The sequence below is a fragment of the Kribbella sp. NPDC058245 genome, from assembly GCF_042882005.1.
GTDB lineage: Bacteria > Actinomycetota > Actinomycetes > Propionibacteriales > Kribbellaceae > Kribbella.
In genome coordinates, this window is record NZ_JBHVWY010000002.1 from 266,209 (window position 1) to 289,323 (window position 23,115).

Consider the following 23,115-nt stretch of genomic DNA (forward strand, 5'->3'; position numbering starts at 1 on the left):
CTACCACTCGATGCCCTTCTGCCCCTTCTGGCCGGCATCCATCGGGTGCTTGACCTTGGTCATCTCGGTGACCAGGTCCGCCGCGTCGATCAGGCGCTGGTCGGCGTTGCGGCCGGTGATCACGACGTACTGGTGTCCGGGCCGGTTCACGAGCGTCTCGACGACCTCGTCGACGTCGACCCAGCCCCACTTCATCGGGTAGGTGAACTCGTCCAGCACATAGAGATCGTGCGTCTCGGCGGCGATCCGGCGCTGGATCTCCCGCCAGCCCTCCACGGCATCGGCGGCGTGATCCTCTTCGGTACCGGCCTTGCGCGACCAGCTCCAGCCCTCACCCATCTTGTGCCACTCGACCGGCCCGCCCTGACCCGTTGCCTCATGCAACTGACCGAGCGCCTTGAAGGCGCCTTCCTCGCCGACCTTCCACTTCGCGCTCTTCACGAACTGGAAGACCCCGATGTTCCAGCCCTGGTTCCAGCCGCGCAACGCCATCCCGAAGGCGGCGGTCGACTTCCCCTTCATCTCACCGGTGTGCACCATCAGCAGCGGCCGGTTGCGGCGCTGCCGCGTCGTCAGCCCGTCCTGCGGCACGACCTCCGGCTGTCCCTTCGGCATCAGGCCACCTTCCATTCCGAGACCGTCCGCACAAGGTTGCCAGCAGCAACATCACCGAGGTCGAGGTACTCCGCCCCGAGATCGCCCGCCAGCTCACCCGCCAGCCCCAGCCGCACTCCGCGCCGCGGCTCGCAGTCCACCACCACAGTCGCGATCCCGCGCTGCGCCAACCACCCAGCCGCCTGCTTGGCCCTCGCGAACGCCTTCTCCCCCTGCGTCGCCCGACCATCCGTCACCAGCACCAGCAACGGCCGCCGCCGCGGATCCCGAATCGCTGCGATCCTCAACACCTCTGCCGCCTGCATCAACCCCTCGGCCAGCGGTGTCCGACCACCCGTCGGCAACGACTCAAGCCGCCGTACAGCAGTCTCCACACTCCCCGTAGGCGGCAGCGCAACCGTCGCCTCCGCCCCGGCAAACGTCACGAGCCCCACCGTGTCCCGTCGCTGATAAGCATCAAGCAACAACGAAACGATCGCCGTCTTGACCTCACCCATCCGCTTCTTCGTCCCCATCGACCCTGAAGCGTCCACGCAGAACAGCACAAGATTTCCCTCACGCCCTTCCCGAACGGACAGCCGTACGTCGGTCGCTCGGACGGACAGTCCGGCGCCGGTGCGGCCGCGCGCGTGCTGGTGGGGTGCTGCTGCTCGGATCGTCGCGAGGAGGTGCGGTCGACCTGACTCGCGTCCGACGCGGGGGCGGTCGCCGACTACGCGGCCGACCTCGGTGATCGCTCGCGACCGACGGCCGGCTACGCCTGCACCTGCGGCCTGCACGCTCAGCAGCCTTGCCTTGTAGGGCTCGGAGCTGCCCGCCACCTCGCCTACCGGGGTCGGTCGGCCCGGCTGTTCGGTGGACTGGTCGGCTGGATCCGGGTCAGCGGAGTTCCGGGGAAGGTCCGGCCCCGTCGCGGGGGTCTCTGCCTCGTCCTGCTCGTTCGTGGGGTTGCGGTCGCCGGACGAGTCAGTGGGCGGTGCCGTGTCGGGGTCGGTGCCGCCGCCGGAGCCTCCGTCGGGTCCACCATCGGGGTCGTCGTCCGGGTCTTGCGGCATGCTGTTCTGGATGGCTTGTTCGAGCTGGTCGTCGTCCATGCCGGGTGCGTCGAACGGGTTCCGCCGGCGGCGGTGCGGCAGGGCGAGCTTGGCGGCGGCGCGCACATCCTCGACCTCGACGACCGTGCGTCCCGACCACGCCGCGTGGGCGACGGCGGTTCGGGCGGTGACCAGGTCGGCGCGCATCCCGTCCACGTCGAACGACGCGCAGATCTCGGCGATCTGGCGCAACGCCGAGTCGGTCAGGATCACTTCACCCAGGAGGTCGCGTGCCTTGACGATCCGCTCGGCGAGCTCCCGCTGCGGCCCGTCGTACCGGGTGACGAACGCCGCCGGGTCAGCCTCGTAGGACAACCGCGCGCGCATCACCTCGACCCGTACGGCGGGGTCCCGGCTCGCGACCACGTCAACCGTCAGGCCGAACCGGTCGAGCAACTGCGGCCGCAGTTCGCCCTCTTCCGGGTTCATCGTGCCGACGAGCACGAACCGCGCCGGGTGCGTCACCGACACCCCGTCCCGTTCAATCGTCGCGCGTCCCATCGCGGCCGCGTCGAGCAACACGTCGACCAGGTGGTCGTGCAGCAGGTTGACCTCATCGACGTACAGGAGTCCGCGGTGCGCGGCAGCCAACAGCCCCGGCTCGTACGCCGTGACTCCCTCGGCGAGCGCCTTCTCGAGATGCAACGACCCCAGCACGCGGTCCTCGGTCGCACCCACGGGCAACTCCACCAACCTCGCTGCGCGGCTGACCGCCTCCGGCACCGCATGCGGTCCGTCGGGACAGTCCGCCGCCGGAGCCTCGGGATCACACGAGAAGCGGCAGCCCAGTACGACCTCGACCGGCGGCAGGATCTCGGTCAGGGCGCGGACGGCGGTCGACTTCGCCGTGCCCTTCTCACCCCGGATCAGTACCCCACCGATCGCCGGTGAGATCGTCGCCAGGATCAGCGCAAGCTGGAGGTCGTCCATCCCGACCACCGCGGTGAACGGAAAGCCGGTCGAGGGTGGCGCAGGCCGCATCAGCGGGAAGTCCCTTCGTCAGCGGGTATCCACGCCCGCGCAGCTGGTACGCCGCGAAACCGCGGCGGACGCGGTGTGGATGTTCTGGCTCCCGGTCTCCCGGTCACAGTGGCGGGACCGCCCCGGAGTCCCGGCCAAACCCGGTCACCGGTGTTCCTCCACACCCGTCCGCTCGATCATGGCACACCCCGCCCCACCCCTCAGCGACGAGGTTCACACCCACCGGCGCTTATCGTCGACGGGTGATCAAGGCGTGCCTCAACGGAGACCGGACCCGAGCCGACCACCCCGGTGTCCCCATCACCCCTGACGAACTCGCCCACGCCGCCGCGGCCGCCGTACCGGCTGGCACAAGACCGGGGGATGCCTTGAGCACGGTTCAACCATTGCGACGAGCGCCGCGTGGTTGAGGGGTGCTCAAAGTGATCCCCTACGGCCGGCCGTCGGCCGCTGGGCCAAATCAGGGGGATATCCGCTCAATGTGCTGGTTCTCTGCCCAAATTTTGAGGGGAGAAGGGTCAACCTCAACGGATAGCCCACCAGATGAGGCTCTTCTGACCCACTCGTGGGTGGAGCGGCGTACCGATCTCTTCCCCGTGTGGTGGGGCAGTGCGGTGAGTCAGTTGACCGGTGTGGTGGGCCAGTGCGGTGAGTCAGCTGACCGGTGTGGTGGGGGCAGTGCGGTGGGTCAGTTGACCGGCGGCTGGTGGGCTGGCTGGGCACTGTTCCACCGTTGGCAGTAGGTGACCGGCTTGCAGTTGCTGGGGTGTGGACAGGAAATGGGGGCTGTGAACAAGGCATAGCTTGTTCAAGGCCCCCGCGGGGTGTGCACGCCCCCCGGGCTGTATCCCGGCGCCCTCCGGGTAGCGGACCTGTGCCACCGTCTAACCTCTCGTGCGGCTACTCGGGCAGGTGATGCTGAGCGTGAACTGTCCGAGCCGCGCAGAGTTAGACGGTGCTGGCGGTCCGCCCCGCCACTCCACCTCACGCCCTCCCGCCGCATCCCTCTGCCCCCTGGCGAGCACGGTGGGTTCAGTCGCCGTGCAGAAACAGCGATCCGACGTCGAGTGGAAGGAGATTGCGGTCCGCCCCCGCCACCCCACACCCTCCCACCGCATCCCTCTGCCCCTGGCGAGCACGGTGGGTTCAGTCGCCGTACAGAAACAGCGATCCGACGTCGAGTGGAAGGAGATTGCGGTCCGCCCCCGCCACCCTGCGCCCTCCCCGCCGCATCCTCCGCGCCCTGGCGAGCACGGTGGGTTCAGTCGCCGTACAGAAACAGCGATCCGACGTCGAGTGGAAGGAGATTGCCGCCAGGAATCGATGTCCGGCAGCACAGTGCGTTCAGTCGAAGACATCCTCCCCACACTCGCCGATCACATCGCCGGCGACCCTGCGATCGGACGGCGACCCGCCGGTCCGACGACGCGCGAACCACCCACACCTACGTCACAAGAGCCTCAAATTCCGAGGCGGTCAGCTTCGGCCGACACTTCCTGTCGTCAGGAAGGTCAGCACCACTTCGGCGTACAGGTCGGGCTCTTCGTAGTGGGGGAAGTGGCCGGAGTGGGTGAAGGTGATGGCGGGGCGGCCGGTGGCTTGGTAGGTGGCTACTGAGTGGGGGTCGGTGGCGGGGTCTTTGGTGCCTCGGATGAGGAGGGTGGGTTGGGTGATGTCGGCCAGGCGGTCGAGTTTGGAGGTGTAGAGGTCGGCGAGGGTGGAGAGGTGGCTGTAGCCGCGGGCCCATTGGTCTTCGGTGAGGTCCGCGTCGCGGCCTAGTTGTTCGAAGGCGGGGCGGCGGGAAGGGTCGTACCAGGAGAAGTCCTGGAAGGCGTCGCCGAGGCCGAAGGCGAGTTCGTAGGTTTTGTCGTCGGGGGTGAGGCGACGGGGCAGGGCGGCGAGGGCGCGGCAGCGGGCGGCGGTCTCGGGGTCGCCGGCTTGGTCGTAGAGATCGGCGAAGATCGGGAGGCGGTAGCGGTCGTTGGCGTCGAAGTCCCAGCAGGGGCAGTCGAAGATGACGGCCGAGACCGACGACGGGTGCCGGATGGCGTATTCGACGGCGTAGTTGCCGCCGGCCGAGTGACCGAGGATCGCCCAGCGCTCGATACCCAACTGCCGGCGGAGTTCCTCGAAGTCGTCGATCAGGAGGTCCATCCGGATCTCGACATCAGCCGGGTCCGACCGCAGTACGCCGCGCTGGTCCGGCGAGATCACGTGGAGCTGCGAACCGAGTCGCGCACCCTGGCACTGCGTCCAGTGGTACCCACCACCGTGACCGTGGATGAACAGCAGCGGCGGCGCATCCGGGTCGCCGTACTGCTCGACGTACAGGCTCATCGGTACGACGACAGTCGCTTCGCCAATGCGATCGCGGCATCGTCCTCCGGCAACACGCGGATCCCGACGAGCGGACTGACCGTAACGTAGCCGGCGCGCAGCAGCGCCTCGTCGGAGCCGGCCGGTGGGTCGGGGCGGAGCGGGGCGACAGTGATCATCGGTTCGCCGGTCGGAGCCGTGGTCGCCACCAGCCGCTCGCGCGTGATCGGGGTCAGCGTTGCGTGCCGCACTCCCGCCAGCTCGTCGATCGGTAGGTCCGGCACGTTGAGGCTGAGCGCAGTCCCCACCGGCTCGGCCGCGATCCACGTCAGCGCCTCGCCGGCCATCGTTGCCGCCGTCGACCAGTTCACCGGGTCGATGCCCTGGATGCTGATCGCGACGCCGGAGACCCCCTGACCGGCTGCGGTCAGCGCCGCGGCCACGGTGCCGGAGTGGAAGATCGGTACGCCGATGTTGTGGCCGCGGTTGATCCCCGACAGCACCAGATCCGGCGCCGGGCCGAACGCGCCGAGCGTGGCCAGTGTCACCGCGAGTGCCGGTGTCCCGGCGACCCCGCGGTAGCTGATGCCGCCCGCTTCCTCGACGACGGTCTGGATCGGCCGGTTGGCCACCCCGACCCGCGCCGAGCCGACGCCACTCTGGTCGTCGAGCGGCGCGACCACGAAAACGTCGTGGCCGAGCTCGGCGATCGCCGGAGCGAGCGCGCGGATCCCGGGTGCGGTGAAACCGTCATCGTTGGTGATCAGAATCCGCGCCATAGCTCCACCCAATCAGCCGCGGTCCTCGATGTCACCCTCCGTCTCAAGGACTGCGTTCCGCAGGGTCTCCAGCGCCTCGTCGGTCGGTGCGGACCACAACCCGCGCTGGGCGGCCTCGAGCAGCCGCTCGGCGATCCCGTGCCGGGCCCAGGGGTTGGACTTGCGGAAGAACTCGGCCATCTCCGGATCCGCGACGTACTCGGTGGTGAGCGTCTCGTACATCCAGTCGTCGACCACGCCCGCGGTCGCGTCGTACCCGAAGAGGTAGTCGACGGTCGCCGCCATCTCGAAGGCACCCTTGTACCCGTGCCGCCGCATCGCGGCCATCCACCGCGGGTTCACGACCCGCGCCCGGAAGACCCGCTTCGTCTCTTCCTCCAGCGTCCGGGTGCGAACCTGCGCCGGTACGGCGGAGTCGCCGACGTAGGCCTTCGGGTTCGACCCGGTCAGGTGCCGCACCATCGCGATCATGCCGCCGTGGTACTGGAAGTAGTCGTCGGAATCCATGATGTCGTGCTCACGGGTGTCCGCGTTCTTCGCCGCCACCTGGATCCGCGCGTAGGCACGCTCCATCGATCCGCGCGCCTCGGTGCCGTCCAGGTCCTTGCCGTACGCGTACCCGCCCCAGACCGCATACACCTCGGCCAGCTCGGCGTCGGTCCGCCAGTTCCGGGCGTCCACCAGCGGCAGCAGACCAGCGCCGTACGAGCCTGGCTTGGATCCGAAGACCCGAGCCGTTGCCGACCGTACGTCGTTGCCCGCGGCAACGTCATCGTCGACGTGAGCCCGGAGATAGTTGTCGGCGGCATCTTCGTCCAGCGCCGCGACCGTCCGGACCGCTTCGTCGAGCAGCTGTACGACGTGCGGGAACGCGTCCCGGAAGAAGCCGGAGATCCGGATCGTCACGTCGATCCGCGGCCGGCCCAGCTCCTCCAAGCTCACCACCTCGAACCCGGTGACGCGGCGCGAGGCCTCGTCCCACACCGGGCGGCAGCCGAGCAACCACAACACCTCGGCCAGGTCATCACCCTGGGTGCGCATCGCCGACGTACCCCACACGGTCAGGCCGACCGAGCGCGGCCATTCGCCGGTCTCGGACTGGTGCCGGGCCAGCAGCGAGTCGGCCAGCGCGACGCCGACGTCCCAGGCATTCCGGCTCGGGATCGCCTTCGGGTCGACCGCGTAGAAGTTCCGTCCGGTCGGCAGCACGTTCACCAGACCGCGGGTCGGTGAACCCGAAGGACCCGCCTCGATGAAGCGTCCGTCCAGGGCGCGCAGAACGTTCGTGAGCTCGTCGTCCGTGCGGTTCAACCGCGGCACGACCTCGGTCGCGGCGAAGGTCAGCGAGGACTCGACGCCCATCGACGACCGGCCGATGACCTCGGTGACAACGACCGGCACCTTCGACGCGTCCCAGTTCAGCGTCTCCATTGCGACGACCAGCTTGCGCGCGGCCGCCTCCAGGATGTCGACGCCGTCTGCACCACTCACGGCCGGCAGGTCGGCCAGCGTCGCGAGCTCGGTCAGCTCAGCGGCCAGGCCAGGGTTCGCGAGCAGCTCGGCCTCGTCGACACCGAAGGTCTCACCCAGCGCGGCACGCAGACCGGGGATCGAGTACGAACCGCCCCACATTTGCCGCGCCCGCAGTACGGCGAGCACCAGGTTGATCCGCGCCTCGTCGGCTGGCACACCGCCAAGGATGTGCAGGCCGTCACGGATCTGAACGTCCTTGATCTCGCACAGATACCCGTCCAGATGCAGAACGAATTCGTCGAACGCCTCGTCGTCCGGCTTCTCGTCGGTATGCAGATCGTGGTGCAGTTGCGCCGCCTGGATCAGCGTCCAGATCTGTGCCCGCAGCGTCGGGACCTTCTCCGGGTCGAGCGCCTGCACGGTCGCATACTCGTCGAGCAGATACTCCAGCTTGGCCATGTCGCCGTACGTCTCGGCCCGCGCCATCGGCGGCACCAGGTGGTCGACCACGACCGCGTGCGCCCGCCGCTTCGCCTGCGTCCCCTCACCGGGGTCGTTGACGATGAACGGGTAGACCATCGGCAGGTTCCCGAGCACGGCGTCCGGCGCGCAGTCGGCCGCCATCCCGATGCCCTTGCCAGGAAGCCATTCCAGCGTTCCGTGCTTGCCCAGGTGCACGACAGCGTGCGCCCCGAACCCGCCGTCGGCCGGCGCGTTCTCCAACCACCGGTACGCCGCCAGGTAGTGGTGCGACGGCGCCATATCGGGATCGTGGTAGATCGCGACCGGGTTCTCGCCGAAACCACGCGGCGGCTGAATCATCAGTACGACGTTCCCGAACCGCAGCGCGGCCAGCGCGATCGCAGTCTCGGGTCCAGAGGTGTCGACGTACAGGGATCCGGGCGCCTCGCCCCAGGCCTCGGTCATTGCCTCGCGCAACGTTTCCGGCACCTGGCCGAACCACTTCGCGTACGTGGACAGCGGCACCTTGGCGACAGCGTTCTCAAGCTGGTCGTCGGTCAGCCAGTCGACATCGTGACCGCCGGTTGCGATCAGCCGGTGGATCAGCCCGTCCGCACCATCAGCGCCCTGCAACTCGCTCAGGTCGAGGCCGCCGAGGTCGTACCCAGCCTCCTCGAGCTTGCCGAGCAGCTGGACCGCCGAGGCGGGGGTGTCGAGACCGACCGCGTTGCCGATCCGGGCGTGCTTGGTCGGGTACGACGAAAGCACGAGCGCGAGCCGCTTCTCGGCCACCGGGACGTGCCGCAGGCGAGCATGCGCGACCGCGATCCCGGCCAGCCGGGTGCACCGCTCCGGATCCGGCGCATACCGCGCCAGCCCGTCCGCGTCGTACGCCTTGAACGAGAACGGGATCGTGATGATCCGGCCGTCGAACTCAGGGATCGCCACCTGCGTGGCAGCGTCCAGCGGGCTGATCGCCGCGTCACTGGCGAGCCACTGTTCGCGGGTCGACGTCAGTGCGAGCCCCTGAATCAGCGGGATGTCGAGTGAGGCGAGCGCGCCCGCGTCCCAGGCGTCGTCCGCACCCCCGGCGCTGGCGTTCGCAGCCACCGATCCGCCGGCTGCGAGCAGCGTGGTGACCAGTACGTCGCATTTGCGCAGCAGCTCGAACAGACCTGCGTTCTCGTCGCTCGTCGGGTCCAGCCCGCGCAGTGTCCCGCAGTACACGGGCAGCGGTTGCGCACCGGCCTTGGTGACCTCGGCCGCGAGCACGTCGACGAATGCGGTGTTCCCCGCGATCTCATGCGCCCGGTAGTAGACGATCCCGACCACCGGCCGGTCGTCATCAGTGAAGGTCCCCCGCACCCCGTACGCCGGAAGCGCGGCAGGGGGGTCGAATTCGTCGCCGGTGAGCAGAATGGTGTCGCTCAGGAAGCCGGCCAGGTTCCGCAGGTTGTCCGCGCCACCCTCACGCAGGTACGCCAGCGCCTCGGTCACCGCACCCGCCGGCACAGTCGACAGCGACATCAGCTCCGCATCGGGTGCCGCCTCACCGCTCACAACCACAGCGGGCTTCCCAGACGCGAGTACGGCGTCCAGTCCGTCCTCCCAGGCGCGCTTACCGCCCAGGAGCCGCACCACCACGATCTGGGCGGCGTCCAGCAGCGGACCGAGCTCAGACAGCTCCAGGCGCGCCGGGTTCGCGACCTTCCAGCCGGTTCCCGCCTCCGCCGCAGCCAGTAGGTCAGTGTCGGCAGTAGACAACAGCAACAGGTTCGCGGGCACGCTGAACCGGTCCTTCCTGGGGGTATCCACGCCCCGGCCGGAGGTGCGACAGCAGCAGTTCCTGACTCCCCGCGGCGGTGTCTCTTGCCGGTGGGTCACAGTGGCGGGACCGTCCCGGACTCACACCGGGTTCCTGCCCAGCTGTCGCTGAACCTCTGAACCCTATCCGACCCCCTGCACAACGTCCGAAGCCCCGTAGTACCTCGTCGGCGTGTTTTCGGACGTTGCGAACGCCTGATCCACAGCGTCCGAAGGTTTGCAGTACGTGGTCAGCGTGTTTTCGGACGCTAGGTCAGCGGTGGGCGGCGTAGTGGGCGGCGAGGAGGTCTGTGCCCCAGTCGGAGCGGTGGGAGCGCCAGACGGCGTGGATGTGGTTGGCGTTGTCCTGGGTGTTGTCGTACTCGGCCAGGAAGGTGGGGGCGGCCAGGGAGTAGTAATGGCGGTGGCCGATGCCGGGGGTGGTTTCGCCGGCCCACGCGAAGGTGAGGTTCTCCATGCCCTGCTCGGTCAGGTCCTGCCAGGTCAGGAGGCCGATCGGGCCCGCCGCGCGACCGACGTACTGGCCGATCAGGAGGCTGAGGAGCTGACGCTGCTCGGCGGTCATGTCGCCGTACGCGAGTCCGCGGTGCAGGAGGGACGGGTCGGCGACCGGGTCGTGCCGGGTGAGGATGTCGTCGGGGGCGTCGGGTGAGACGACGGCGACAGCGCGCTGGCTGTCATCCAAAGCATCTAGGAGCTGGAAGCCCAGGTCGTGCTCCGCAGCCAGGAAGCGCCGGCCCGAGGGGGCGACGGCCGGGTTGGAGCCGATGAACGACGGTGTGAACGAGATCGCACCGTCGACCAGCGTCAGGTGGATCGCCAGGTGGTGACCGTTCAGCCGCCAGGCCCACGGCTCGAAGCCGGAGGGGTCACCCAGGATCCGCAGGAAGTAGCCCGGCGTGGCCAGCGAGTCCTGCCAGTCTGCGGTCGCAGGAACCGGATGCCCGCGCAGAATCACCTCAGCATCCAGTACGGCGAGTGAGTCGGCCAGTCCGCGTTCGCTGCAGCCAAGGGCGATCAGCCGCTGCGCCAACTGCTGCTGTTCCGGGCTGAGCGCGGACAGCGGCAGTCCGGGCCGGTGGCCGGGCAGGTAGGTCCAATCCTGGTGGTCCGGGGTGTCGAACGGCGCCTGGATCAGACTGCGCTGTGCCGGCCGCAGGCTCTCCAGCAGTTCGATGGCTGCCTGACGGGTCTGCTCTACAACCACGCGGCGCGCTCCTGTTCTTTCGGCTCGTAAGTCGTCGTCCACTGTTCGAACGGTCGGTCCAGCTTGTACCGGTAGTCCGGCTGCCGCAGCAGCACGCGTGTTTCGGCGTTGCCCGGGTTCCGCAGCGTCTCGAAGTACTTGACCGACCAGTGGAACCACCGCATGCAGAACAGCCGCATGGTCAGCCCGTGCGACACCAGCAGTACGTTGCGCGGCGCATCCGCCTGTTCGAAGTCACGGTGCATCGTTTCCAGGAAGCTCGATACCCGGTCGTACACGTCCGACCCCGACTCGCCATGGGTGAACCGGTAGAAGAAGTGCCCGTACGCGTCGCGCAGCTTCTCCTGCCGCTCGATGTCCTCGGTGTCCTGGAAGTTCGCCCAGTCCTGCTCACGCAGCCGCGGCTCTTCCCGGGCGATCCCGATCAGGTCGTCGAGCTTGAGCCCCTTGAGCGTCTCCAGCGTGCGCAGGTACGGCGAGACGTAGACCCGGATCGGCTCGTTCTCGAACAGGTCTCGGAGCTCCTGCCCGGCGAGCGCCGCCTGCTCCCACCCGTGCGCCGTCAGCGCCACAGAGTGGTCCGGCACTCGCTCGTAGATCGACTTGTCCAGGTTCGCCTCGGACTCGCCGTGCCGCATCAACACGATCCGCAGTGGTCGCCGGCTCAGTCCCATAACCGTCCTCTCGCCACTGCCAGGATCGCGGCCGCACCAGCCGCCGCGACTCCGACTCGCCGCGCCAGCACCGCCGTACGGCGGACGTCAGCGACTGTCGGCGTCGGTCCGTCCCCCAGCGTGCCACGGTCCTCGGTATAGGACCCGTAGTTGTTCGTCCCACCCAGCGACAAGCCCAGCGCACCAGCGAACGCCGCCTCGACCGGACCGGCGTTCGGACTCGGGTGCTGGGGCGCATCCCGTTCCCACACCCGCCGTGCCTCGCCATAGCGGCCAGCAACGACACCAGTCAGTACGGCGCATGCCCGGGCCGGCAGGAGGTTCACCAGATCATCCAGCCGTGCAGAGGCCCATCCGAAGTTCGCGTACTTGGGCGAGCGGTACCCGACCATCGCATCCAGCGTGTTGATCGCGCGGTACGCCAGCAGCCCCGGCACTCCGAGCGCTCCGCCCCACAGCAGCGGCGCCACACACGCATCCGAGGTGTTCTCGGCCAGAGACTCCACCGTGGCCCGGGCGAGCTCGTCAGCCTCCAGATGCGTCGCGTCCCGAGCGCATAGGTGGCTGAGCCGATCACGTGCCGCTGGGATGTCCTTCTCCTCCAGCAGCCCGGCCATGGTCTCGGCCTCGCGCTCCAGGCTCCGAGCGCCCAGCACACTCCACGTGGCCGCGGCTGTGACCAGCGTGTGCAGCACCGGCCGCTCACGCGTCAGCCGCTCAGCCATGACACCCGCGAGCGCCGTCGTACCGACCAGTGCAGTCGTGTACGCCGTACCGGCCACTCGCGAGTCGGCGTACAGGTGTGACTCCAGCCGGGCCGCGGTCTGCCCGAACCCGGCGACCGGATGGAAACGCCGCGGATCGCCGAGCACACGATCTGCGACGAAGCCGAGCAGCAGCCCGAAAGTTGTGGACACCCTGGCAAGTTTGCCAGGAAAGAAATGTGCGAGGCTGAGTGGCATGGGTATTGCGGGACTGCTCCGGGCGGTCGACGGGAGCGGCGAGTTCGGGGTGTGGCTGGGACGGGCCGACGGGACGCCGGTGTTCGAGCACCAAGCGGAGCGGACGCATTACTCCGCCAGCACGATGAAGCTGCCGGTGGCGATGGCGATGCTGCGCAAGATCGCGGCCGGTGAACTCGCCCTCGACCAGCCAGTGGCCGTGCACAACGACTTCGCCTCGCAGGCCGGCGGCCGGTTCGGCGTGAACCCGGACGAGGACGAGGCGCCGGCAAGCTGGACCAAGCTCGGCACGAAGGTCCCGCTCGGCTGGCTCGCGACCGAGATGATCACGCTGTCCAGCAACCTGGCCACGAACCTCGTCCTCGAACAGGTCGGCATCGACGCGGCGCAGGCAGTGCTCGCCGAGTACGGCGACGGGCGCAGCGCGATCCGCCGCGGGATCGACGATCGCGCGGCCCAGGCGGCCGGGATCAGCAACGAGATGAGCCCGGCCGGGCTGGCCGGCGTACTCGTTGCCGTGGACAACCAGTATCTGCGCGACCTGCTCGCGGGCAACCAGTGGAACGGCGAGATCCCCGCGCTACTCCCCGCCGGCACCCGGGTCGAGCACAAGAACGGCTGGGACGTCCGCATCCGCCACGACGGCGGCATCGTCCGACCACCCGACGCGGACCCGTTCGTCCTCACAGTCTGTACGACGTCCGACCTGCCGGATGCGCGTGCACAGCAGCTGATCGCGGAGATCGCGCTGGAGGCGTGGAACCACCGGCACGACCTGGGAGCGGTTCGATGAAGCTCACCACCCACCTGATCTCCGCGCCGCTGCACACCCCCTTCATCACCGCACTGCGGACCGCGACACATGCCGACTCGCTGCTGGTCGAACTCAGCGACGGCTCGCACAGCGGCTGGGGTGAGGCGCCGCAGGTCTGGAAGGTCACCGGCGAATCGCTCGCAGGCGCTCAAGCCTGTGTCGAGGGGCCGATCGCCACTGCCTTGAACGGCCTCGGTCCGGACGACCTGACCGAGGCACTGCGCCGCGTTCAGAACGCGACCGCCGGCAACTTCGGCGCCAAGGCCGCGGTCGACGTCGCCTTGCACGATCTCGCCGCCCGTCGGCTCGGCGTCAGCCTGCAGGCCTTCCTCGGCTCAACGGTCAACACCGTTCGGACCGACGTGACGCTCTCGGTCGGCGACGCGGATGCACTCGCGGCTGCCGCGACGGCACGGGTCGCGGACGGGTTCGACGTACTGAAGGTGAAGGTCGGTACCGATGCGGCCGGCGACGTCGAGCGGGTCCGCCGCGTGCGGGATGCGATCGGACCGGGACCACGGTTGCGGCTCGACGCGAACCAGGGCTGGTCTCGTCGCGACGCCGTCAACGCCATCCGGGCACTCGAGGACTGCGACCTCGAACTGGTCGAGCAGCCGGTCGCGGCCGCCGACCTCGAAGGCATGGCCTGGGTGACCGACCGGGTGAACACCCCGATCCTCGCCGACGAGTCCGTGTACGGCGTCCGCGACCTCGTGGCGGTGATCCGGCACGGCGCTGCCGACATGGTCAATGTGAAGCTCGCCAAGTGCGGCGGCCTCGGGCCGGCCCGGACCCTGCTGGAGCTCGCCCGCGAGCACGGCCTCGGTACTGCGGTCGGTTCGATGATGGAAAGTCATGTCGGAATCGGCGCCGCCGCCGCGTTGGTGGCCGCCTATCCGACCTCCGCGATCAACGATCTCGACGCGGCGTGGTGGCTCCGTGACGCACCGGTGATCGGCGGAATCCGGTACGACGGCTCGCTGATCCACCTTCCGTTTGAGCCTGGCCTCGGCGTGACAGGCTTGTCCTTATGAAGCTTGCCGCCGCCAAGGTCCCGATCAGCACGGTGTGGACCGGAACGGACGCGCCCCGTGAGGTCGACGCGCCCGCCATCGCCGCGCAGCCCGATGTGGCTGCCTGGGCGAAGTCGATGGACACGGAGAGCCGCCTCGGCCTGCACGGCCGGACGCTGTCCCAGCTGCTGTTCGCAGAACCCGTCCTGGTCCGCTCCGAGCGAGACGGCTGGTCGGAGATCATCGCGCCGTGGCAGCCGTCGTCCGGAGACGAACTCGGCTATCCAGGCTGGGTGCCGTCGAGCCACCTGGGTGAGCTGCCGAGCAGTGCGACCGATCCGGTCGCTGTGACCGTGCCTACTGCGCCCCTACTCGCAGAGCCGGGCTCTGGTGCACCAGTGATGACGCTGTCGTTCGGCACCGTGCTGGCCTCGGTCGAGCAGGCCGACGAGTACACGCGGGTCGCCACTCCCGACGGCGGGTCCGGGTGGCTCGCGAACGACGTACTGCGTGCTGTTGGTGAGCCGTCGACACCTGAGGACCGGTTGCGGCTCGGGTCACAGTTCCTCGGGCTGGAATACCTGTGGGGCGGTACGTCGGCGTACGGGCTGGACTGCTCCGGGCTGACGCACACGGTCAGCCGGGTGCTCGGTCTGCGGATCCCACGCGACGCCCACGACCAGGCGGACACACTGCAGAACATCTCGATCGACGAGGTCCAGCCCGGCGACCTGTACTTCTTCGCGCGCCCCGGCAAGATCGTGCACCACGTCGGGTTCGTCTCCCCCACCGGGATGCTGCACGCGTCCGAGACCGGGAAGCGGCTCGAGGACGCGCCGCTTCCCGACGAGCGGCGTAAGACGTTGGTCGCCGCCGCCCGGTTCTGAACTAGCTGTTCTTGGCGTCTGTTGCCTCAGGCGCCGGCTCGACCGCGGCAGCCTCCGCGTCGTCCGCCTTCTGGATGCGGGACTTGCGCAGGCTCAGCACCGTGGTGACGCCGAGCGTGACGATGATGAAGCCGAGCGAGAACCAGATCGGGATCTCGGGCGCCCACTCGATGTGGTGACCGCCGTTGATGAACGGCAACTCGTTGACATGCATCGCGTGCAGGACCAGCTTCACCCCGATGAACGCGAGCACCACCGACAGGCCGATCGACAGGTACACCAAGCGCTTCAGCAGATCGCCGAGCAGGAAGTACAGCTGCCTCAGGCCCATCAGGGCGAAGACGTTCGCGGTGAAGACCAGGAACGGCTCCTGCGTGAGGCCGTAGATCGCCGGGATCGAGTCGAGCGCGAACAGCAGGTCCGTCGTACCGAGCGCGATGATGACGATCGCCATCGGGGTGACGAGGCGCTTGCCGTTCTTCATCACGGTGAGCTTGACGCCGTTGTACTCGTCGGTCGCGTTCAGCCGCTTCTTCGCGAACCGGATGACCGCGTTCTCCTTGTAGTCCTCGTCGTCGTTCTCACCCTGCGAGGCCAGGTGGATCGCGGTGTAGACCAGGAACGCGCCGAAGATGTAGAAGACCCAGGAGAACTCGTTGATCGCCGCGGCGCCGACGGCGATGAAGACGCCGCGGAAGACCAGCGCCAGGATGATGCCGACCAGCAGCGCCGTCTGCTGGTACTTCCTCGGCACGCTGAACCTGGACATGATGATCAGGAAGATGAAGAGGTTGTCGACGCTCAGGCTGTACTCGGTCAGCCAGCCGGCGAAGAACTCACCGGCGTACTCGCCGCCGGAGAAGAACCAGACACCGAGCCCGAAGACGACCGCCAGACCGACGTAGAACGCGATCGCGATCGCGGACTCCCGGGTCGTGGGTTCGTGCGGACGGCGGCCGATCACGAAGACGTCGAAGGCGAGCAACGCCAGCAACAGACCGACCGTGATGTACCAAACGTAGTCAGCGACGTGCATAGACAACCTCCGGAGCGCAGCTGAAACAGGACTCCGAAGGTCTCTTCCGCCGACCACCTGGCCGACCGGGGCACCGGGCGTGAGCGTGAACCCACGGCCGTGATGACGATGCCGCCGCGAAGGAATACTCCCCTTCTTCACCCCCAGTCTGACGGGTCGCCGACCCAGACTCCAAATCCAGGACACCGTGTCCGCCTGTCGAAATCATCACAAGGCGGTTGGGGAATAGTCACGGACGGTGGCCGGTCACCGTCCGTGGACTACGGGACGCTGAAACCGCCATCCGCGACGATCACCGCGCCGGTGACGAAACTGGACCGCGGCGAGGCGAGGAACAACACCACCTCGGCGATCTCCTCCGCCGTACCGATGCGTCCCAAAGGTCCCTGCGCGCTGGTCTCCTGCAGCACCTCCTCCGGCACCATCGCCAGCAGCGTCTCGGTGCGAACCGCACCCGCGCAGACCGCGTTGACCCGTACGCCGGACGGCCCGAACTCGACCGCCCACGAACGGGTCATCGACTCCAACGCCGCCTTGGTCCCGCTGTACGCAGCCGCCACCGGCATGCCGATCCGGGCACCGATCGAGGACGTGTTGACGATCGTTCCGCCGCCACTGGCCGCCATCCGCGGCGCGATCGCAGCGGTCAGGAAGTAGGCGCTGCGCAGGTTCACGTCGTAGATGCGCTGATATTCGTCGGGGGTGAGCGCGGTCGTCGGGACCATCGGGTAGTACCCGGCGTTGTTGGCCAGGATGTCCACCTCGCCCACCAGTTGCGCCAGCCGCTCGACCTCGGCCATCTCGCCGAAATCAGCCTGCACGTACGTCGCCTTACCCCCGGCCCCGGTGATCAGCTCAACCGTCTCTGCTCCCTGCTCAGCCCTTCGGCCCGTCACCACGACCTCGGCTCCGGCCGCGGCGAAACTCCGCGCGATCGCCCGCCCGATCCCCGACGTAGCCCCGGTCACGAGCGCTTTCTTCCCCCACAGCTCAGTCATGCCCCGAGGCTAGATTCGCCGCTCCCCCGCCGCCCCGACTCGCCGACCACCACCCCCAAAACTGCTCAGGAAGGCCGACGGCTCTTCGGCAACTTCGCCACCACGGTCTGGTACGACGCGTCGATCAGCTCGAACACCTCGTCATCCGGTACCGCTCCCCCGAACCGCACCGTGTTCCACCCCGACCGCCCGATATAAGGCATCTTCCACACATCCTCGGGATAGGCCGCCACCAACTCGTCGGCCTCCTCCCGATTCGCCCCGCACTTCAGCCCCACCGTGTCGGACCCGAGAAACACGAAGATCTTCTCGGCGACCTTCGCCACCACATCCCCGTCCCAAGGCTCGTCCTGCCAGGCCCCCGCCTTCCCCAAGCAGTACTCCAGCACCTCGTCCCGCCCCATCACGCCACCTTCCCAAGCACCGTCAGCATCCACCGAGTCTCCCGAGTATGCCGCCGACCACCGGGGCCCAGTAATTTGAGGGGATCTCCGTTCGAGTTGCCGGTTCTCCCCTCATTTTTTGACCAGAGAACCGTCAACTTCAGGGGTTGTCCGTTCAAATGGCCGGGGCCGGGCGCCGACGGGGGCGGCCGACTTTCTCCTCACTCGCTTTCTCCTCACTCGGCGGATACCTTCGGCTGAGAGCGCTCTCAGGTCTACCGTTCGATGCACTTGCGCCGCAGCGCGCGCCCTGATGGAGAGTGCACCCGCCGATGAGCATGCTGAAACCCACGATCGAGGATGTCGCGCAGCTGGCCGGCGTCTCCCGAGCGACCGCGTCCCGCGTGATCAACGATGTGCCCGGCGCGTCCGCGCCGCTGCGGGAGCGGGTCCGCGCAGCGGTGACCGAGTTGGGCTACCAGCCCAACGAGACTGCCCGGGCCCTGGCCACCGGCCGTCAGCGCGCCATCGACGTCATCGTCGTGACCTCCCGCTCTGGCGTCGGCTGGCTCGGGACCCACCCGTACATCAGCCGCGTGCTGGCGGGTCTGATGCCCGTGGTCCAAGGCGTCAACGCACAGCTGCGACTGCACGCGGTCAGCCCGGACACAGCTGCCGACGAGATCGATGAGATCGCCTCGAACACCACGCTCGGCGCGGTCTTTGCCGACATCACCCCGGACCTGGCTGCCCGTTTCTACCGTCGATGCCGGCACGCCGTCTCGATGGTGCGCACCGATTCACCCGTGCCCGGTATGCAGGCCGACAACATCGGCGGCGCGGAGGAGGCGGTCAACTACCTTTACCAACTGGGCCACCGCCGGATCGCCGCCATTCACGGACCGGCGCTCAACCCCTGCGCCATTGACCGGCGGGCCGGATACCTGCAAGCCACGCAACGTCTTGGCATGGCCGATCTGAGTGCCGATGGCGACTTTCTGCGTGAGGGCGGGCATGACGCTGCGCAACAGTTGCTCGAACAGCACCCGGACATCGACGCACTGTTTGTCGCCTGCGATCTGATGGCTGCCGGCGCCGTCCAAGCCATCACCGCGAGCGGCCGACGGGTTCCGGACGACGTGAGCATCGTCGGTTTCGACGACAGCATCGCCGCCGTCTGCAGCAATCCGCCCCTGACCACGATGCGGCTGCCGGTCGAGGAGATGGCCGCCACGGCAGCACGTCTGCTGCTGGCGGGAGGGCCTGCGCGCGGACACCGACAACAGTTCCCGGTCGAGCTCGTCGTACGGGAAAGTGCCCGGGACCTGAGCGCGGGGAGGGCAGGTGGGAATCGGTGACACGATAGAGACTCCGGCGCGTACGTCGGCGCTCCGGCTGACGCTTGCCTCGCCGTTGTACCGCGGTGCCACGGTCGCCTTGTTCCTGTCCGGCCTGGGCTTCTCGGCAGCCGCACCGCAGATCGCGTCGTTCCTCGTCAACGACCTGGGGGCTTCGCTCACGGCAGCTGGGCTCTTCTATCTGACCAGCCTGACCGCGCCGATTCTCGGCTACCTCGTCGGCAGACGGTCGGACCGTACCGGCGCGCGACTGGGCTTGTTCCGGGTCTGCGCCGTCGCCGGGTTCGCGGGCTGGCTGGGTATCGCGTTCTCCACGCAACTGTGGATGCCCTATGCGATCAGTGCGATCGTGCTCGGCTTCGCAGGCGCTGCGACCTCCCAGCTCTTCGCTGCTCTTCACGATGGCCTGAAGGCGTCTCCGAATCCCGGCAACGACGGCGTGGTCGCCATCGTCCGGATGGCGCTCACCGGCGGCTGGGTCATCGGTCCCGTTGCCGGATCCTTCCTGGCAGCCCAAAGCTCGCTGCGGACGATGCTTGTCGCCACAGCGATCTGCACCCTTGCCCAGGTTGTCCCGCTCGGCCTCCTCCGCCCGCCGCCACCGTCGACGGACGAGCGGTCCGAACCGCATCTCCGTGCTCCCGGCCTCCGGGCGATGGCGCCGCTCCTCGCCTTCACGGGGCTCTATGTGCTCGTCTACGCGGGAGAACCGATCAAGTACGCCTACCTGCCGATCTACATGAACGAGCAGCTGCAGCTCCCCGCCGGAACCAGTGGCGCGATCATCGGCATCCAGCCCCTGGTCGAGATCCTCCTGATGCCGCTGGCCGTTCTGGTCGCACGCCGCATCGGAATGATGCGGCTGATGGTGGTCGGCGCGGCGTTCGGCGTCGCCGCCAACCTCTGCTTCGCCACCACCGGTACCGCCGTCGGCCTGTTCGCGGGCCAGATCCTGATGGGCGGCGTCTGGGGAGTCTTCGCCGCTCTCGGAATCATCGTCGCCCAACGACTCCTGCCATCAGCCGTCGCCACCGCCTCCGCCATCTTCCTCAGCTCCACAGCCCTGGCCTCCGCCATCGGCGGTGCCGGAGGCGGCCTCGGAGTAGCCACCCTCGGCCTGCCTCGCGTCTTCCTCATCCCAGCCGCCCTCGGGCTCTCGGCCGTCATCGGCCTAGCCGTCCAAGCCCGTTCGGATCCAACGCGCTCCGCGCAGGCCAGTCATTCGGACAGGACGCCGCTCACGTAGAGAGTGCTGGTCAGACGGAGGTCGTCGGCGGCGGGGAGAGCCAGGTCGCGGACGGCGAGGAGAGTGGTGACAGGGGTTGCGGTGAGGGTCCAGCCGAGAGAGGTCAGGTACGGCGCGGCTTCGTTGCGGGGGCCGTAGTAGCGGTGCTGGCCCATCTTGGGGTCGAAGCCTTGGGCGCGCCAGCGATCGGAGAGACGGTCGAGGCTCGCCTTGGCGGTGGCTTCGTCGCCGGGTCGGCTCTCGGTGGCTACTCGACTGCCGGGGGCGCTGAGATTGGTGAGGGTGTCCAGCAGAAGGTCTTGAGCCTCGGGTGGGAGATAGCCGAGCAGGCCTTCGGCGCTCCAGGCCGTGGGCAGGGCCGGGTCGAAGCCCGCGGTGCGGAGAGCGGTCGGCCAGTCGTCGCGAAGGTCGACTGCGACTGCTCGCCGGTCGGTGGTGGGCTTCGCGCCAAGGTCGGCGAGCGTGCGGGTCTTGAACTCGATCACGGCCGGTTGGTCGAGCTCGTAGACGACGGTCCCGGCGGGCCACGGCAACCGGTACGCGCGGGAATCCAGACCGGCCGCCAGAATGACGACCTGGGTGATCCCGGCGGCGGTCGCGTCGAGGAAGAAGTCGTCGTAGAACCTCGGGCGAACCTTCGCCACGTCGATCGCGACCTGCTCGACCAGGTCACCGGGCGGGAGTTCGCCGCTCGCCAGCCGCGTGAGCAGGTCGATACCGACCGCGCGGACGAGCGGCTCGGCGTACCGGTCGTTGACGATCTCGGGAGACTCGCGAGACGCGATCGCCCGTGCGGCTGCGGCCGCTGTAGCGGTCGAGCCGACGCCGGATGCGAGGTCCCACGAGTCGCCCTCGTGGCGTTCCGAAACCATCGGGCTACTTGGCGCCGGCGTTGGTCATCTGGCGGAGTTCCTTCTTGAGCTCGGAGATTTCGTCGCGGTAGCGGGCAGCGACCTCGAACTGGAGCTCGGCCGCCGCGTTGTGCATCTGGTCGGTGAGCTGCTGGATGAGGTCGGCGAGGTCGGACGACGGCAGGCCGCCGGCCAGCTCCTTGGCCTTCTCGCCGGCGCGGCCCTTGCCGCCGCCGGGAACCGGAGCCTTGCCGCGGGACTGGTTGCGACCGGAGCCGAGGAGTTCGGCGGTGTCGGCGTCCTCGCGGGCGAGCATGTCGGTGATGTCGGCGATCTTCTTCCGCAGCGGCTGCGGGTCGACGCCCTTCTCGAGGTTGTAGGCGATCTGTTTGGTACGGCGCCGGTTGGTCTCGTCGATGGCCAACTCCATCGACGGGGTGATCTTGTCGGCGTACATGAAGACCTGGCCGGAGACATTTCGGGCCGCTCGGCCGATGGTCTGGATCAGGGACCGGCCGGAGCGCAGGAAGCCTTCCTTGTCCGCGTCGAGGATCGCGACCAGCGACACCTCCGGCAGGTCGAGGCCTTCGCGCAGGAGGTTGATACCGACGAGGACGTCGTACTCCCCCATCCGCAACTCGCGCAGAAGCTCGACGCGCCGCAGGGTGTCGACCTCGCTGTGCAGGTACCTGGTCCGGATGCCCATCTCCAGCAGGTAGTCGGTCAGGTCCTCCGACATCTTCTTGGTCAGCGTGGTGACGAGCACTCGCTCGTCGCGCTCGACCCGGCCGCGGATCTCGTGGATCAGGTCGTCGATCTGGCCCTTGGTCGGCTTCACGATGACCTCGGGGTCGATCAGACCGGTCGGGCGGATGATCTGCTCGACGAACCCGTCGGACTTGTCCTGCTCGTACTGCCCCGGGGTCGCGGACAGGTAGACCGTCTGGCCGATCCGCTCGAGGAACTCCTCCCAGCGCAGCGGCCGGTTGTCCATCGCCGACGGCAGCCGGAACCCGTGCTCGACCAGGGTCCGCTTGCGTGACATGTCGCCCTCGTACATCCCGCCGATCTGCGGGACCGTCACGTGCGACTCGTCGATGACGAGCAGGAAGTCCTCGGGGAAGTAGTCCAGCAGGCAGTGCGGTGCCGTCCCGGTCTCCCGGCCGTCGGTGTGCCGGGAGTAGTTCTCGATCCCGGAGCAGGTGCCGATCTGGCGCATCATCTCGATGTCGTACGTCGTCCGCATCCGGAGCCGCTGGGCTTCCAGCAGCTGGCCGCCCCGCTCGAGCTCGGCCAGCCGCTCGGCCAGCTCGGCCTCGATCGAGGTGATCGCGCGCTCCATCTTCTCGGGCGCGGTCACGTAGTGCGTCGCGGCACCGATGTAGAGCTCCTGCTCCTCGCTCAGCACCTCGCCGGTCAACGGGTGCAGCGTCATCACGCGCTCGATCTCGTCGCCGAAGAACTCCACCCGGACGGCGAGCTCCTGGTAGACGGGGAAGACCTCGAGCGTGTCGCCGCGGACCCGGAAGGTGCCGCGGGTGCCGGCCAGGTCGTTGCGCGCGTACTGCACGCCGACCAGCTTGCGGAGCAGACCGTCGCGGTCCATCTCGTCGCCGACCTTCACGTGGATCATGCGGTTCAGGTACTCGTCCGCGGAGCCCAGGCCGTAGATACAGGAGACGGTCGCCACCACCATCACGTCGCGCCGGGTCAGCAGCGACCAGGTCGCCGAGTGCCGCAGCCGCTCGACCTCCTCGTTGATCGAGGAGTCCTTCTCGATGTAGGTGTCCGTCTGCGGGACATACGCCTCGGGCTGGTAGTAGTCGTAGTACGAGACGAAGTACTCGACGGCGTTCTCGGGGAAGAAGTGCCGCAGCTCGGTCGCGAACTGCGCCGCCAGCGTCTTGTTCGGCTGCAGGATCAGCATCGGGCGCTGGATCTTCTCGGCCAGCCAGGCGATCGTGGCCGTCTTGCCGGTACCGGTCGCACCGAGCAGGACCACGTCCTGCTCACCGGAGTTGATCCGCCGCTCGAGGTCCGCGATCGCGGCCGGCTGGTCACCGGCCGGATCGAAATCGGACACCACCTTGAGCGGCGCCACCATCCGCTGGAGATCTGTCACCTGTCGCATGGGATCAAAGG

The 23,115-nt window shown here is 68.3% G+C and carries 19 protein-coding genes and 2 riboswitches; of the genes, 6 read left to right on the forward strand and 13 right to left on the reverse strand.

Translation table 11 applies throughout. The annotated features are described in order from the left end of the window. Positions 1 to 615 carry a cob(I)yrinic acid a,c-diamide adenosyltransferase gene (gene cobO, locus ACFVWG_RS04780; RefSeq protein ID WP_376031823.1) on the reverse strand — a complete coding sequence of 205 codons (615 nt, stop codon included), beginning with the start codon at positions 613 to 615 and terminating at the stop codon, positions 1 to 3. Then, the gene (locus ACFVWG_RS04785) at positions 615 to 2,690 is read right to left on the reverse strand and encodes a putative cobaltochelatase (RefSeq protein ID WP_391541786.1); all 2,076 of its coding nucleotides are present in this window, start codon (positions 2,688 to 2,690) and stop codon (positions 615 to 617) included. Before ACFVWG_RS04785 ends, cobO begins: the two co-directional genes overlap by 1 nt. A gap of 80 nt (positions 2,691 to 2,770) precedes the next feature. Then, positions 2,771 to 2,846, reverse strand: a riboswitch (cobalamin riboswitch). An 86-nt stretch (positions 2,847 to 2,932) separates the two neighbouring features. Here ACFVWG_RS04785 and ACFVWG_RS04790 point away from each other — a divergent pair. Then, entirely contained in the window at positions 2,933 to 3,100 is a 168-nt protein-coding gene (locus ACFVWG_RS04790; protein ID WP_391541787.1) for a 3-keto-5-aminohexanoate cleavage protein, read from the forward strand. Between the two features lie 1,066 nt (positions 3,101 to 4,166). On the opposite strand, the gene ACFVWG_RS04795 is transcribed toward ACFVWG_RS04790, so the two are convergent. From ACFVWG_RS04795 to ACFVWG_RS04820, 6 genes are all read right to left on the reverse strand, one after another. Continuing rightward, complete coding sequence (locus tag ACFVWG_RS04795) at positions 4,167 to 5,027, reverse strand: alpha/beta fold hydrolase (RefSeq protein ID WP_391541788.1); 861 nt, start codon at positions 5,025 to 5,027, stop codon at positions 4,167 to 4,169. Continuing rightward, complete coding sequence (gene surE, locus ACFVWG_RS04800) at positions 5,024 to 5,785, reverse strand: 5'/3'-nucleotidase SurE (protein WP_391541789.1); 762 nt, start codon at positions 5,783 to 5,785, stop codon at positions 5,024 to 5,026. Before surE ends, ACFVWG_RS04795 begins: the two co-directional genes overlap by 4 nt. Before the next feature lie 12 nt (positions 5,786 to 5,797). After that, positions 5,798 to 9,505, reverse strand: coding sequence for a cobaltochelatase subunit CobN (gene cobN, locus ACFVWG_RS04805; RefSeq protein WP_391541790.1), 3,708 nt, complete (start codon positions 9,503 to 9,505; stop codon positions 5,798 to 5,800). Positions 9,506 to 9,540: 35 nt separating this feature from the next. Next, positions 9,541 to 9,677: riboswitch (cobalamin riboswitch) on the reverse strand. Positions 9,678 to 9,797: 120 nt separating this feature from the next. Continuing rightward, positions 9,798 to 10,751, reverse strand: a complete 954-nt coding sequence (locus ACFVWG_RS04810) for a DUF3500 domain-containing protein (RefSeq protein WP_391541791.1) — start codon at positions 10,749 to 10,751, stop codon at positions 9,798 to 9,800. Then, positions 10,742 to 11,425 carry a phosphoglycerate mutase family protein gene (locus ACFVWG_RS04815; RefSeq protein ID WP_391541792.1) on the reverse strand — a complete coding sequence of 228 codons (684 nt, stop codon included), beginning with the start codon at positions 11,423 to 11,425 and terminating at the stop codon, positions 10,742 to 10,744. The genes ACFVWG_RS04810 and ACFVWG_RS04815 overlap by 10 nt, the downstream gene beginning before the upstream one ends. Then, positions 11,416 to 12,342, reverse strand: a complete 927-nt coding sequence (locus ACFVWG_RS04820) for a cobalamin biosynthesis protein (protein WP_391541793.1) — start codon at positions 12,340 to 12,342, stop codon at positions 11,416 to 11,418. Before ACFVWG_RS04820 ends, ACFVWG_RS04815 begins: the two co-directional genes overlap by 10 nt. A 43-nt stretch (positions 12,343 to 12,385) precedes the next feature. Here ACFVWG_RS04820 and ACFVWG_RS04825 point away from each other — a divergent pair, with 43 nt between their 5' ends. Genes ACFVWG_RS04825 through ACFVWG_RS04835 form a run of 3 tightly spaced genes read left to right on the forward strand, consistent with a single transcriptional unit; the run spans position 12,386 to position 15,101 of the window. Next, entirely contained in the window at positions 12,386 to 13,180 is a 795-nt protein-coding gene (locus ACFVWG_RS04825) for a serine hydrolase (protein ID WP_391541794.1), read from the forward strand. Then, positions 13,177 to 14,235, forward strand: a complete 1,059-nt coding sequence (locus ACFVWG_RS04830) for a mandelate racemase/muconate lactonizing enzyme family protein (protein WP_391541795.1) — start codon at positions 13,177 to 13,179, stop codon at positions 14,233 to 14,235. The genes ACFVWG_RS04825 and ACFVWG_RS04830 overlap by 4 nt, the downstream gene beginning before the upstream one ends. Beyond that, positions 14,232 to 15,101: an NlpC/P60 family protein gene (locus ACFVWG_RS04835; RefSeq protein WP_391541796.1), complete on the forward strand. Its 870-nt coding sequence runs from the start codon at positions 14,232 to 14,234 to the stop codon at positions 15,099 to 15,101. Before ACFVWG_RS04830 ends, ACFVWG_RS04835 begins: the two co-directional genes overlap by 4 nt. Position 15,102: 1 nt before the next feature. Here ACFVWG_RS04835 and ACFVWG_RS04840 read toward each other — a convergent pair whose 3' ends face one another. From ACFVWG_RS04840 to ACFVWG_RS04850, 3 genes are all read right to left on the reverse strand, one after another. Next, positions 15,103 to 16,137 carry a TerC family protein gene (locus ACFVWG_RS04840; RefSeq protein WP_391541797.1) on the reverse strand — a complete coding sequence of 345 codons (1,035 nt, stop codon included), beginning with the start codon at positions 16,135 to 16,137 and terminating at the stop codon, positions 15,103 to 15,105. A gap of 260 nt (positions 16,138 to 16,397) precedes the next feature. Continuing rightward, on the reverse strand, positions 16,398 to 17,135 hold the full coding sequence (locus ACFVWG_RS04845) for an SDR family NAD(P)-dependent oxidoreductase (protein WP_391541798.1): 738 nt from the start codon (positions 17,133 to 17,135) through the stop codon (positions 16,398 to 16,400). Positions 17,136 to 17,200: 65 nt separating this feature from the next. Then, positions 17,201 to 17,572 carry an MmcQ/YjbR family DNA-binding protein gene (locus ACFVWG_RS04850; RefSeq protein ID WP_391541799.1) on the reverse strand — a complete coding sequence of 124 codons (372 nt, stop codon included), beginning with the start codon at positions 17,570 to 17,572 and terminating at the stop codon, positions 17,201 to 17,203. A gap of 278 nt (positions 17,573 to 17,850) precedes the next feature. Here ACFVWG_RS04850 and ACFVWG_RS04855 point away from each other — a divergent pair, with 278 nt between their 5' ends. Further along, positions 17,851 to 18,876 (forward strand): LacI family DNA-binding transcriptional regulator, encoded by a 1,026-nt coding sequence (locus ACFVWG_RS04855; protein ID WP_391541800.1) that lies wholly within the window; start codon positions 17,851 to 17,853, stop codon positions 18,874 to 18,876. Next, the gene (locus ACFVWG_RS04860; protein WP_391541801.1) at positions 18,863 to 20,122 is read left to right on the forward strand and encodes an MFS transporter; all 1,260 of its coding nucleotides are present in this window, start codon (positions 18,863 to 18,865) and stop codon (positions 20,120 to 20,122) included. The genes ACFVWG_RS04855 and ACFVWG_RS04860 overlap by 14 nt, the downstream gene beginning before the upstream one ends. Here ACFVWG_RS04860 and ACFVWG_RS04865 read toward each other — a convergent pair. Both ACFVWG_RS04865 and uvrB read right to left on the reverse strand, forming a co-directional pair. Next, on the reverse strand, positions 20,095 to 20,994 hold the full coding sequence (locus ACFVWG_RS04865) for a class I SAM-dependent methyltransferase (RefSeq protein ID WP_391541802.1): 900 nt from the start codon (positions 20,992 to 20,994) through the stop codon (positions 20,095 to 20,097). The genes ACFVWG_RS04860 and ACFVWG_RS04865 overlap by 28 nt on opposite strands. A gap of 4 nt (positions 20,995 to 20,998) precedes the next feature. Beyond that, entirely contained in the window at positions 20,999 to 23,104 is a 2,106-nt protein-coding gene (gene uvrB / locus ACFVWG_RS04870; protein ID WP_391541803.1) for an excinuclease ABC subunit UvrB, read from the reverse strand. Positions 23,105 to 23,115: the final 11 nt, after the last annotated feature.

What these genes read in the sequence shown, in the direction of transcription:
- cobO (WP_376031823.1), bottom strand. Translation starts at nt 615, where the DNA reads ATGCCGAAGGGACAGCCGGAGGTCGTGCCGCAGGACGGGCTGACGACG.
- ACFVWG_RS04785 (WP_391541786.1), bottom strand. Translation starts at nt 2,690, where the DNA reads ATGCGGCCTGCGCCACCCTCGACCGGCTTTCCGTTCACCGCGGTGGTC.
- ACFVWG_RS04795 (WP_391541788.1), bottom strand. Translation starts at nt 5,027, where the DNA reads ATGAGCCTGTACGTCGAGCAGTACGGCGACCCGGATGCGCCGCCGCTG.
- surE (WP_391541789.1), bottom strand. Translation starts at nt 5,785, where the DNA reads ATGGCGCGGATTCTGATCACCAACGATGACGGTTTCACCGCACCCGGG.
- ACFVWG_RS04815 (WP_391541792.1), bottom strand. Translation starts at nt 11,425, where the DNA reads ATGGGACTGAGCCGGCGACCACTGCGGATCGTGTTGATGCGGCACGGC.
- ACFVWG_RS04825 (WP_391541794.1), top strand. Translation starts at nt 12,386, where the DNA reads ATGGGTATTGCGGGACTGCTCCGGGCGGTCGACGGGAGCGGCGAGTTC.
- ACFVWG_RS04830 (WP_391541795.1), top strand. Translation starts at nt 13,177, where the DNA reads ATGAAGCTCACCACCCACCTGATCTCCGCGCCGCTGCACACCCCCTTC.
- ACFVWG_RS04835 (WP_391541796.1), top strand. Translation starts at nt 14,232, where the DNA reads ATGAAGCTTGCCGCCGCCAAGGTCCCGATCAGCACGGTGTGGACCGGA.
- ACFVWG_RS04840 (WP_391541797.1), bottom strand. Translation starts at nt 16,137, where the DNA reads ATGCACGTCGCTGACTACGTTTGGTACATCACGGTCGGTCTGTTGCTG.
- ACFVWG_RS04845 (WP_391541798.1), bottom strand. Translation starts at nt 17,135, where the DNA reads ATGACTGAGCTGTGGGGGAAGAAAGCGCTCGTGACCGGGGCTACGTCG.
- ACFVWG_RS04855 (WP_391541800.1), top strand. Translation starts at nt 17,851, where the DNA reads ATGAGCATGCTGAAACCCACGATCGAGGATGTCGCGCAGCTGGCCGGC.
- ACFVWG_RS04865 (WP_391541802.1), bottom strand. Translation starts at nt 20,994, where the DNA reads ATGGTTTCGGAACGCCACGAGGGCGACTCGTGGGACCTCGCATCCGGC.
- uvrB (WP_391541803.1), bottom strand. Translation starts at nt 23,104, where the DNA reads ATGCGACAGGTGACAGATCTCCAGCGGATGGTGGCGCCGCTCAAGGTG.